General features: G+C 54.9%; 10 protein-coding genes and 1 pseudogene. All 11 read right to left on the reverse strand.

From position 1 onward, the window contains the following. Window positions 1-1226: pseudogene (locus tag ACMTNU_RS19490) on the reverse strand (hypothetical protein); the annotation flags it as partial. Window positions 1227-1310: 84 nt separating this feature from the next. Further along, the gene (locus ACMTNU_RS19495; RefSeq protein ID WP_413936959.1) at window positions 1311-1841 is read right to left on the reverse strand and encodes a c-type cytochrome; all 531 of its coding nucleotides are present in this window, start codon (window positions 1839-1841) and stop codon (window positions 1311-1313) included. 404 nt (window positions 1842-2245) lie between these two features. Then, window positions 2246-2869 (reverse strand): ferritin-like domain-containing protein, encoded by a 624-nt coding sequence (locus tag ACMTNU_RS19500; protein WP_413936960.1) that lies wholly within the window; start codon window positions 2867-2869, stop codon window positions 2246-2248. Window positions 2870-3425: 556 nt separating this feature from the next. Continuing rightward, the gene (locus ACMTNU_RS19505; protein WP_413936961.1) at window positions 3426-4064 is read right to left on the reverse strand and encodes a response regulator; all 639 of its coding nucleotides are present in this window, start codon (window positions 4062-4064) and stop codon (window positions 3426-3428) included. Beyond that, complete coding sequence (locus tag ACMTNU_RS19510; RefSeq protein ID WP_413936962.1) at window positions 4057-6168, reverse strand: PAS domain-containing protein; 2112 nt, start codon at window positions 6166-6168, stop codon at window positions 4057-4059. The genes ACMTNU_RS19505 and ACMTNU_RS19510 overlap by 8 nt, the downstream gene beginning before the upstream one ends. 285 nt (window positions 6169-6453) lie before the next feature. Further along, window positions 6454-6777 (reverse strand): hypothetical protein, encoded by a 324-nt coding sequence (locus ACMTNU_RS19515; protein WP_413936963.1) that lies wholly within the window; start codon window positions 6775-6777, stop codon window positions 6454-6456. A 75-nt stretch (window positions 6778-6852) separates the two neighbouring features. Continuing rightward, window positions 6853-7362 (reverse strand): Mov34/MPN/PAD-1 family protein, encoded by a 510-nt coding sequence (locus ACMTNU_RS19520; RefSeq protein WP_413936964.1) that lies wholly within the window; start codon window positions 7360-7362, stop codon window positions 6853-6855. Between the two features lie 180 nt (window positions 7363-7542). Next, window positions 7543-8349 (reverse strand): molybdopterin-synthase adenylyltransferase MoeB, encoded by an 807-nt coding sequence (moeB, locus tag ACMTNU_RS19525; protein ID WP_413936965.1) that lies wholly within the window; start codon window positions 8347-8349, stop codon window positions 7543-7545. A 111-nt stretch (window positions 8350-8460) separates the two neighbouring features. Further along, window positions 8461-8709 (reverse strand): NIL domain-containing protein, encoded by a 249-nt coding sequence (locus tag ACMTNU_RS19530; protein ID WP_413936966.1) that lies wholly within the window; start codon window positions 8707-8709, stop codon window positions 8461-8463. A 3-nt stretch (window positions 8710-8712) separates the two neighbouring features. After that, on the reverse strand, window positions 8713-8985 hold the full coding sequence (locus ACMTNU_RS19535) for a MoaD/ThiS family protein (RefSeq protein WP_413936967.1): 273 nt from the start codon (window positions 8983-8985) through the stop codon (window positions 8713-8715). Continuing rightward, window positions 8982-9875: threonine synthase (gene thrC, locus ACMTNU_RS19540; protein WP_413936968.1), on the reverse strand; the 894-nt coding region annotated here is incomplete at its 5' end. The genes thrC and ACMTNU_RS19535, both read right to left, overlap by 4 nt.

Raw genomic sequence — 9875 nt, forward strand, 5'->3', positions numbered from 1 at the left:
AAGCGCAGCTTGAATTGTAAGGAGACCCCGCCTGGAAGGGCGGGGTTCTTCATTTGCACGAATGCTCCGTACCAAGATGCTCGTTGGGCATTCCCGATGCCTTGGGACGCGAACAGGTTCTTACTGTCGTTGCCGTACATCAACGCACCAAAGAGGTTCCATTGTCCATCAAAGGTGAGGCTGGCATCACCTCCAATTCGGTAAAACGGTTGTCCACTGCCGGCCACGGCTTGGCAAGTCGGACAGGTGGCATTGACGACCGTGGGCGCCGTCCCATAGGCCCCAAACAACCCGATCCGCTGTCCCGTGACGACGCCATAGCCGCCGAACGATTGGGTCATATGCCCATAGAAATTCATGTTCCGGCCACCCGTGCCGCAGGTCGTTCCGGTAGAGCATCCGCTGAGTGGCCCGGAGAAGGCATTGGTGGTAAGAGCTGCTAAGCTGTAGCGGAAGTAGCCCTCCGTGGCCGCCGTCTTCTTAATCCCGGTAAGTTCGAGCCCAGGTTGATTTTCGCCGATCGCAAAGGAGTTTGGATTTAGATAGGAATTCGTCGAGGTCCCGCTGATGGCTGTGGTGTAAGGCGTCCCCGGCAAATAGTGATAAAGGACAAACGGTGTATTCAACGTTGGGCTGCGCTTCTCGCTGAAGGGCACATCCAACTCAAATTTCCCAATCTTGAGATTGAGCAGATAATCGCCGGGCTTGCTTTTTACCCCGAGGTATTGTTCCAGCCGCATGAGCCGCACAAAGGCCGCTTCCAAATCACTATCACTCGCGCCGGTCCCGAAGCCGGCGCTGCCGAGCCCCGGGGTGAACACGAGGCCAAAGGCCATATTGCGGTAGAGCGTCCCATAACTGAGGATATCCAATCCCGTGAAGCCGAATCCCCCGCTGGTCACGCCGGTGGCGTCGCTTCTCACACTGGCCCGCTGATACCCCACCGTCGTGCGGAACGACACTGGAATGTAGCCCATAGAGATCGCCTCATGTGTCGGGAGATCCTGTTCCGAATCCACCTGATAACCTTGATCGCGAAATACATTGCCGGTGTCGTTGAGTTTGGGAAACCCGGGTACGTGACAGACGTTGCAGGAGAATCCGTACTTCCGAGCGAACGCCGGAATGGCCTGCGCGTCCGTGACGAGCTGGATCCAGTCATAGCCCACCACTGCAATCAGACCCCACAACATGACGAGAGCCTGTGCTCTGATGCGGTGTTTCATATTCCTCTGTACTCCTTTCCACTCTGGGCCAGACTAACGGCTGTGGCTCTACTCGAAATGGATCAGGAAGCAGCACCGACCCGGTTATCCTTCGGTCTTGTATCCGTTAGTCTGGTAGCCTCTGGTTTTGCAGAAGGTCCGTAAATACGCGACCACCTTCCAACCCTCCTCCTCACTGAGGAGATTGGGGATGGTGGCCGGCATGCTCGTCCCCGCACTGCCGTATTTGATGATCCAGAAGAGTTCGCCGTCATCACGGTCCATCTGAAATGCACAATCCGTGAAATCGCGCGGGGGATTTTTAACATGCATATGGTTGGTGGGGCCGTCCCCTTTTCCACTCAGGCCATGGCAGAGATGACAGGTGCCTTTCCCTTCGTAGAGCACTTTGCCGGCCTCCACAATCTCTGGTGAGACCTTGCGTGCGTCACCGAATGGCGCCTCGAGCGCAATGGCTTTCTCGAGGTGTGCGTCGGGCACTCGGTTATCGATCGGTGAGCGCGAGCCGCACGACAGCGTCAGTACGGTCAGCACGAGTCCCAAGACGAGGGGGCTATACTGTTGAAATCTGGCGTACACGGTCATCCCTGATCCTCCATTCTGAATAGTTGGCATACAAACTCTCTAGACGCAGACATTAGTCGAACGGTCACACGTTTTTCTGGGGCTGCTCGATTTTACAGACCAAACACCCTTCGCAAACGTCGATTGCCTGTACGGTTTCGTCTTTTCAACAGAACGTTGGGAGGACCCAATGGTTCTACACCATGCGCTGAAGACAGTTGATCGTACCCAACCAAAGTTGCCTGCGTACTCACTGAAGCGCAGACACGATTGGAACGAACGACAGCATCCTCGATGTACCCACAATTGATGCAGCGTGTGGCGGTAGAACGACCGTCTACTGTGATACTCAGATCATAGAAGGTTTCCCATACCAGGAGCCCCCGACAGCGCTGACAGAACATAGCTCCTCCTTCTGCACTCCATGCGCGTATATGTCGCACCAGATAAGATCTTTACGTAACCCCTCGCTTTGATCCCCAGTCCCTCAAAAGGTCGGCCAAATTCTCCGCATGCTTTTCTTTCTGTGCCAGAATCTGCTCCAATAGCAGCCTGGTCGCCGGATCATCGGCGCCGATAGAGGCGATCATGGCGCGATAGTTATAGATCGCGCTCCGGTCGGCAAGCAGATTGGCTCTGACCATCTCTGCCAACGAATCTTTTTCAAGCTGCTCCGCACAGTTCTGGTACAGTAGCTGCTCAAATGGTAAAAGCGCTTTCCCGCCAAGTTGTTTGATACGCTCAGCCAAGTGATTGGCATGAGCCTGCTCCTCAGCGGCATGCTGGAGTAACGTGGTCTTCACTCGCCGGGCACCGATCCCAGTTATCTTGAAGGCCTGCTGTTTGTACCGGAGAATGCCGATAATGGCTGTGCCTAGCGCCTCATTCAGGAACCCAATGACGATCGCTCTGGTGGTTGTGGTTTCTCTGGTTATCGCACTGGTTTCAGCCACTCGTCGTGTTGAAAATGACGGGTCTGGAGCCTCCGTCATTCCGGGGAACGCGTGAGCGGCGGCGGCTTTGCGTGCCTGACGTGGCACGGTCATAACGGCTTCATTCATTGCGGTCGTCCTCTTCACGATTTCCTCCTTTGTAGGCAGTGCCCACGTGTAACGTCTTTGGACCATGACTCATCGATGACATTGCGTTCACGGCCGTTTACTTTCCGATGTCCTGCAATCATTCGGCGGCTCCGCAGCAGGGGCCTTCTCCTCTGGCATCAAACATGCCCACAGGGCGCTTTCGACGTCGTCACAATGGCAGTAAGAACGTTCAAACACCGTTTTTTCACAGACCAATGCGTCCATCCCGGCGGTTAGCTCAGCTGCTACCATTCCTCCGCAACGCGGACAACTCATCCTGTTTTTCCATTCTTGCGGCTCCAACATCCGGGTAGATTGCCTCGTGTGGCCTGCCATGCGGTCATCCCCGCCGAGAGTTTGTAGGCTGAAGTAAGCCGCATCCCTTCATTCAGGAGGATAGGACTGAGGCGCTCGCATCTGTGGGAGTTGTCCAGAGTGATCTGTAGGAATTGTCTGATAGCGATGGGTCTTGGTAGAGCAGGGAAAGCGACGGGCGTACGGCCACGAGCGGCGAACTATGTTGGGAAGCCAGGGGAGGGGGCAGCGATCCTGATCATTCCACGAGGTGGTGCTGGACCGCGTATCGCGCCAGATCGGCATTGGTCTTGAGATTCAGCTTCTCCAAGATGCGGGTCCGGTAGGTACTGACGGTTTTGATGCTGAGGGATAGTTGGTCGGCAATCTCCGTGATCGTGCTGCCGCCGGCAATCAAGCGGAATACCTGATCCTCTCGATCGGACAGTGAGCTGTGGAGCGGCTGGTCGTGATCGCCGTGTTGATGAAGGTGCGATGCCAGGAGTTCAGCCGCTTTGGGTGTGATGTATTTCCCTCCCCGCGAGATCACCTTGATGGCTTGCACGAGTTCCTGCGGTGCGCTTTCCTTCGTCAGATATCCCGCCCCACCCGCACGCAACACGCGCACGGCAAACTGGTCCTCTGGGTGCACGCTCAATACCAAGACGGGAAGGTGTGGAAGCAGCCGCTTCAGTTCATGGAGCCCCTCCAACCCGCCGCGGCCAGGCATCGTGAGATCCAACACCACTACATCCCACCGGTGTTTCTGCGCCTGTTCCAGCAACTCAGGGACATTCGATGCCTCACCAATCACGGCTCCGGGAAACTCGTCAGTGAGGATCTGGCTGAGGCCCCGGCGAAGGTACGGATGGTCGTCTGCGAGTAAAATATTAATCATTGTTCGTGTGCACGAGCGGGATCTTGACGGTAACCGTTGTTCCTTTTCCTGATGTGCCCTGAATGTCGAACGTCCCGCCCTGCTGTTGGGTGCGGAGGCGCATCCCCAGCAGGCCGAAGGCTTGTGGTCCGGACTGTTCGACAGTGGTAATGCCTTTGCCGTTATCCCTGATTTGCATCATGACGTGCTCACGAGTTTCTTCCAGCCTAATGTCCACCTCGGTAGCATGGGCATGGCGCACCACGTTCGTCAAGACCTCTTGGAGGATACGGAAGAGCGCTGTCGATTGCTGTGCGTCCACATGGATGTGATCCGGCGAAATACTGGACGCACAGGTAATCCCCGTCCGATGACGAAACTCCTGAGCCTGCCATTCAATGGCAGCTTCCAGGCCGAGTTGATCCAACACGCTTGGCCGTAAGGTCGTCGCGATCTCACGAACCGATTGAATGGTCGCGTCAACGAGTTTCAGCGACATCGCCAATCTTGCCAGGACAGAGGATGGCTCGAACGAACCATGAGATTCGACCAACTGTTTGTAGACCCACGAGATATCCAGTTTGAGGCCGGTCAAGGCTTGTCCCAAGACATCGTGCACCTCCAACGCAATTCGTCCTCGTTCTTCTTCTCGCACCGACTCCAAGCGAACGGCGAGCGCCGCCAGTTGGTTTCGAGATTTGAGCAGCGCCTCTTCCCCGCGTTTCCGATCGGTGATGTCCATGGAATAGCCGACGATACCGATTGGATCACCGCTGTCATTCCGGAGCAAGGTCAGCGAGAGTTGAGCGAATCGGAGTGCCCCGGACTTGGTGCGTCTCCGGATTTCAACATGGTGAGTCCCCTTGGCTTTTACGGGAGCCATCACATGCTGTTCCAGGAACTCATGGTCCTCCTCCGGGTAGACGAACGAGATGTGCTTGCCAATCGCTTCTTGTGCTGTATAGCCAAGCAATTGCTTGGCTCCGTTATTCCAGCTCATCACATATCCATTCAGATCAACCGTGATCACCGACTCTTGGATTTGTTCGATGATGTTCGCCTGCCTGCGAATCAGCTCGTTCGCGTGCCGCTCTCCGGTGACATCGGTCCAGAGACCGATGAGTTCCTGTGGGGCGCCGTCTGGCTGCCGGATCAGCATCGCTTGGTCACGGAACCAGCGGTACTCGCCGTCATGTCTCTGCCAACGGTACTCCGTCGACAGTGCGTCGGTTTCGGACAGTCTGTTGAACTTCATGAGGGTCTTGTCCCGATCATCAGGATGAAGTCGCGATGCCCACAGCGATGAGTCATCCAGAAAGCTTTGCGCAGGAAACCCCGCCACCATCTCGATGTTCTCACTCACCCAGAAGGCCCCATAGTCCCCCGAACGTTTCGCGGAGTACATCACAATGGGTAGACTGCGCAAAATTAAGGCTTGCCGGGCATGGCCTATCATCGCAGCCTGTTCAGCTTGGCGGCGCTTTGAGAGATCGTAAAAGATGATCCATCCCCCCGCGAGAGCCAGGACAACTGTTCCTAACGTCCCACCGATGATGAACGCATGGGTGAACGAGGCCGCTCCGTCGGCCTGCCTCGACCAGGTGATGAGCTGACTCTGTTCTTGTTCCCCCATCGTATGCAGCAGGAGGAGGATCTGATCCATGGTGTCTTTGCCGGCATGCAGCTGCACGTGTTGCTGATCCGGTCTAAGGCGTCCAGCATTTCGTAAGTCGATGGTGTTTTTGAGTTGTGTCATTCTCAGATCGATCAGGCGGCGCAAGACCAAGATGTGTTGTTGCTGGGTCTGATCTTCCGACGTGAGCGTCGTGAGGCGACGGATCACTTGATCGATACTGTGGGTTGCCTCGCGAGAGGATTGCAAGAATTGATTGTCGCCGCTAAATAAGTCGAGTCGCTGCTTATCTTCTATATCTTCCATCTGGTACAGCAGACGCTCGATTGTCTCCCGCACATGATGCGTCTGGGCGACCCGGACTTCTCGATTGATGAGGTCGTCCGTGCTGCGGTAAGAGACGTATCCCATTCCAAGCAGCAGGATGATGACGACAACGAGGACACCCGCAATCTTCTTCTCAAGTGAAATGTTGGGCAGACGTTCAAGCATTGTGATCGTTCCTATCCACCTGGGGCGGGGAGAGAATGTGCTTCTCTTGACCCATGCGGCGCAATAGCAACATCGTTGTCATGCTGGCACGCTCATTACTGACCTTGGTCTGATCCCTCCGTAGGAGCTTGAGTCGTTTTGCTGGACGCTGATGGGTCTTTTCTGCTTTTCCTAAACGCACTGAATCTTGAGCAGGTTACAGATCGCTTAGGGAGAAATAGCCTGAGTTTTATTCATTCGGCTATTATCTGCCGCAGAGTCAAGCCTGGAGTGTTAGCAATTCGTCTACTTACACTCCTTCCCATTAAAGTACATACAAGTCGATTCCCCTGATTTGACCTTCCAGGTTTTGATGAGTGGTAGCTTGTCCTCGCCGCGCATCTCTACCACAAAATCCACGAGACCGGAGATGGGAAGCTTTTCCATATGTGGTTTCGCGGACTCCGGGACTTCAATATAGAATACTGTGGCACTGGTCGAGATCAGGATCTGACTCTTTTCCGTATCGATGTAGATGACCGGACTGTAAAAGCTGCGGTCCTCGGCGAAGGTAGGTACAGCTGTCATGGTTAGAAAGAATAGCGAGAGGCTGAAGGTCAATAGTTTCATGAGCGATGCTCCTCGTCTAGGTGCTTGAGGAACATTAGTATATTTCGAAGTGGAATGTGAACCAGAAAAGTAGGCTTAGCGGATGATGACGTCGGCAGTGGAGACCTGACCGGACTTAATCCAGTAGGTCTTCGCGTCCGGTTCTGCGCTCATGAGTGAGACAATGAGATAGGAGGGTAGGGGGAGATTGATCTTAGGCCAAATTTCTTCGTAGTCGGTGGCAATCTTGATGTCGGTGACAGAGGGACGGGCCGGATCGTGTGGGTGTGAGTGATACACCACGTGGAGATCGAGCCCGTTGTTCCGCATATCTTTCTTTGCGGATGAGAAGTCCTGCATGTCCATGACGAAGGCAATCTCTGCTCGCTCTTCAGGAGAGAGGCGCTCCAGATGCGACGCCTTTGCTGAATCGAACGACGAGAGGTTTTGCGCACCTTCCATCGCAACAATGTTCTTGATGCGATAGAGACGGCTGACCACACCGTTATTTCCAGCCAGGAGCCCGCAACATTCGTACGGAGTCAGCTCCTTCGCATGGGCGATGATGTCGTCAAGGATCTGTCGCGGTATGACTAAGTCTGCCACGATTAATTGAACCTGAAAGAGCCGAAATAGCAAGGACTCAACATGGAGTGAACCCGCAAGATGGTCAAAACGGTTGTCCAGCGAGGCCGCAGCGAGCGAGGGGCCGAGGCGTACATTCGGAGGTACGTTGAGGATCCGAGTGATGCGAGAACGAAGCTGGCAGACGTTTTCAGCATCTTGCTAAATGGTGCAGCTGACCGTGTAGTCCAGACTGAGATCCTTGATCTTCGGATTTGGGCCGCAGAGAGGACAAGCCGGATCTTTGGGGCGACTGACTTTGCGGAATTTCATGTCGAGCGCGTCGTAGATCACCAGCTTATCCGCGATGGTTTCGCCAATCCCGAGAATTTCCTTGATCGCTTCCGAGGCCTGGAGGATTCCCATCGTGCCGGCTAACACGCCCAGCACACCGGCTTCTTGGCAATTCGGGACCAACCCAGCCGGAGGCGGCTCTGGATAGAGGCAGCGGTAGCAGGGATAGCCTTGGTGCGGCTTGATCGCCGTGAGCTGACCTTCGAATCGGAACATGCTGGCGGAGATCAGCGTTTTCTTCGCGAAGAAACAGGCGTCGTTGACCAAGAAGCGAGTCGTAAAATTATCCGAGCCATCGAGCACGATATCGTATTGCGAGATGAGCGGAATGATATTGTCGGCATCGACCAATTGGTGGTAGGCGTTGACGGTGATTTCCGGGTTGATGGCCGAGAGTGTTTGCTTGCCGGACTCGACTTTTGGTTTGCCGAGCGTGGCAGTCGAGTGCATGATCTGCCGCTGGAGGTTTGACAGGTCAACCACATCGCCATCGACCAAGCCGATCGTGCCGATACCGGCGGCAGCGAGATAGAGCCCAGCCGGCGATCCCAAGCCACCAGCACCAATCAACAAGACCTTGGCCCGCTTCAGTTTGAGTTGGCCCTTGCCGCCCACATCCTGAAGAATGATGTGCCTGCTGTAGCGTTGAATTTCTGATTCAGAGAGTTGCATCACTCAATTCCGTTAGGTGTGAGGGGTAAAGGGTGAGGTGTGTACAGCCATGACGGCTCCATCTTTCACTATCACCTTACCCCTTACGCTTCACCCCTTACCTTTCACTTGCCGCTATTCCACAACATTCAATTCAATCGGATCGACACTGCAGCCCTTTTTTCGCAAGCCTTCAATCGCTCGTTCGATTTCTGCTGTCTCGCCAGAAAATTCGACATCCGCCCACCCTGTGGTATCCCGAACATCGGCACGCCTGACATCGGTCACGACATTATATTCACGTCCGATCTGATAGATGATGGGTTGCCGAACCGTATCTTCTGGAAAACGAATATGAAACCGCAAGTGTGAGACATGTGCCATGGCTTAGCCTCCCGCGATCGCCGGTACGATCGAGACTTCGTCGCCGGTTTTCAAGGCGGTATCTTTGCCTTTGAGGAAACGGATGTCTTCCTCGTTGACATAGATGTTGACGAACCGGCGCAGCTCCCCGCTGTCGTCGCAGAGGCGAGCTTTGATGCCGGGATAGGAGGCTTCCAGTGTATTGACTAGATCAGTGATCGAACCGGCTGCGATGTCGACTTCTCCCTGGTTCTTGGTCAACGGTCTCAGCGGAGTTGGAATACGGACTTTAATCATGAATCACCACCACCATTTTTGCCGAGTTTGAAGTTTTTCTCAAAGGCGACGAGACTGGGTTGAATGCGGGTCGGCCGACCAACGGCATCGATCACCGCTTCCTGCGTCTTTAACCCATTCCCCGTAATATAAGCGACCGTCACCTCGTTTTTCTTGATGATCCCTTGCTTGACTAGCTTCTTGAGTACCCCGATCGTGACCCCACCGGCTGTTTCCGCGAAGATGCCTTCGGTTTGGGCCAGCAGTTGGATCCCTTCCACTACCTCTTCATCCGTCACCATGTCCATGGCCCCTTTGCTCTCAGCCGTAGCCTTAAGCGCGTAATAGCCATCCGCCGGATTACCGATCGCGAGTGATTTGGCGATCGTCTTTGGCTTGACCGGCTTGAAAAAGTCGCGTCCGGCTTTGAAGGCTGTCGAAATCGGTGAACAGCCTTCGGCCTGGGCTCCGTTGATCTTGGTGCGCACGTCGTCGATCAACCCGACATACTTCATTTCATGCAGGCCCTTCCAAATCTTGGTGAGGAGCGAGCCTGAGGCCATCGGGATCACGACTTGATCAGGGGTTTTCCAGCCCAATTGCTCGACCGTCTCAAAGGCCAGCGTCTTGGAGCCTTCGGCATAATAGGGACGGATATTGATATTTACAAACGCCCAGCCATGTTCGCCCGCGATCTCACTGCATAGCCGATTGACGTCGTCGTAGTTCCCTTCCACCTCAACGACGTGTGGCTTATAGATCAGGTTGCCGAGCACTTTGGCGGCTTCCAAGTCCCCGGGGATGAACACGTAGCAGTGCAGATTCGCAGAGGCGGCATGGGCCGACACGGAGTTGGCTAAGTTGCCGGTCGAGGCACAGGCCACGGTTTCAAAGCCGAGCTCGCGCGCCCT

This window comes from Nitrospira sp. BLG_1 (assembly GCF_047338595.1).
Classification (GTDB): domain Bacteria; phylum Nitrospirota; class Nitrospiria; order Nitrospirales; family Nitrospiraceae; genus Nitrospira_D.